Consider the following 1382-nt stretch of genomic DNA (forward strand, 5'->3'; position numbering starts at 1 on the left):
ATCGTGGTGGTCGACCCGACACCGGTCACCGCGACGTGGGTGGCGGCGAAGGCGGTGGCGAAGCCGGCCAGGGCGATGAGGAGCACGGCGCCGGTGACGGCCCAGCGGTGGCCGAGCATCGCGCCGATGGCGGCGACGGCGATCGGCAGCGCGAGCACCGCCATCGCCACGGGCAGGATCCACGCGGCGAGTGCCAGGCCCGAGGTGGTCGGCAGCCAGCCGCTCCAGTCCGGGACGGGCTGACCGATGGCGAGCTGGAACGCCGACGGCGCACGGGTGGCCGACGGGACACCCGGGTCCGCGAACACGGCGAGCACGTTGCCGCGGGCGACCTGCGCGAGCACGAGCGGCAGGAAGAGCACCGCGGCCGGCACCGGGATGAAGACCCGGCGGTGCGCGCGTCGCCAGCCGACGGCGAGCGACACCAGCCAGCCGAGCAGCAGGACCGGCAGCAGCGACGGCGCGGAGGCCGCGACGACGGCGAAGAGCAGGGACGCGCCGGAGGCCCACGCCCACGACCGGTGCGCCTCGAGCACGGCGAGGAACAGCCAAGGCAGGAGCACGTGCGCGATCACGGCACCGAGGTGCCCGCTCGTCACGGCACCGACGAGCGTCGGCGCGATCGTGTACAGCGCCGCGCCGATGACCGGCACCCAGGTGCGGGTGGTCAGCTTCCGGACCGCGAACCAGGCGCCGAGCGCGGCGAGCGGGAACGCGACGAGCATCACGAGCACCACCGAGGTGGACGGCGACCAGAACGTGATGGATCCGAGCACCGCGACGACCGCGGCGAAGGGGTCGCTCGGGCCGGTGAACCCGGTGCCGATCGAGTGCCAGCCGTAGCCGACGTTCTGCCAGAGCCGGGCGACGTCAGTGCTCAGCGGCAGGAGCCCGCCACCGGTCAGCGCCGGCGAGCCGAGCAGGGGGTAGAGGGTCACGACGCTGAGGACCGCCGCGGCGAGCACGACCCAGATCCCGCCGTCGCCGAGGAAGGACGCCCGGGCGATCGGGGCGTCCTCGACCCGAGCGAGCTCGACGTCGCGCGAGGTGGTGCGTCGCTCGTGCACCCGGCGCCAGCTGACCCGGAGCGGCTCGACGGCCGCCCACCCGAGCTTCTTCCCGCGCGCGAGGACGCGGCGCGACCGTCCGGTCCCACCGCCGAAGGCGACCGAGAAGGCCGCGGCGAGCTCCGCGCCGACCGCTGCCGGGTGCTTCGCGACGAGGTGCCCGACGGCACGGCCGACCGCGAAGGGCACGAGCGTGAGCCAGTGCAGCCAGAGGACCCCGATGGGTGCGTAGGTCATCCGGCGGTGCAGCTGCGCCTGCCGGTGCATCCGGACACGGCGTCCCTCGGAGACCCGCTTGCGGCCGAACTCCTCGAT

At 74.7% G+C, this 1382-nt stretch carries 1 pseudogene; it reads right to left on the bottom strand.

The features are described from left to right. Window positions 1-1304: pseudogene (locus I5E_RS25260) on the bottom strand (glycosyltransferase family 2 protein); the annotation flags it as partial. Window positions 1305-1382 lie beyond the last annotated feature (78 nt).

The organism is Curtobacterium sp. B18 (genome assembly GCF_000333375.1).
In the GTDB taxonomy this organism is placed as follows: Bacteria; Actinomycetota; Actinomycetes; order Actinomycetales; family Microbacteriaceae; genus Curtobacterium.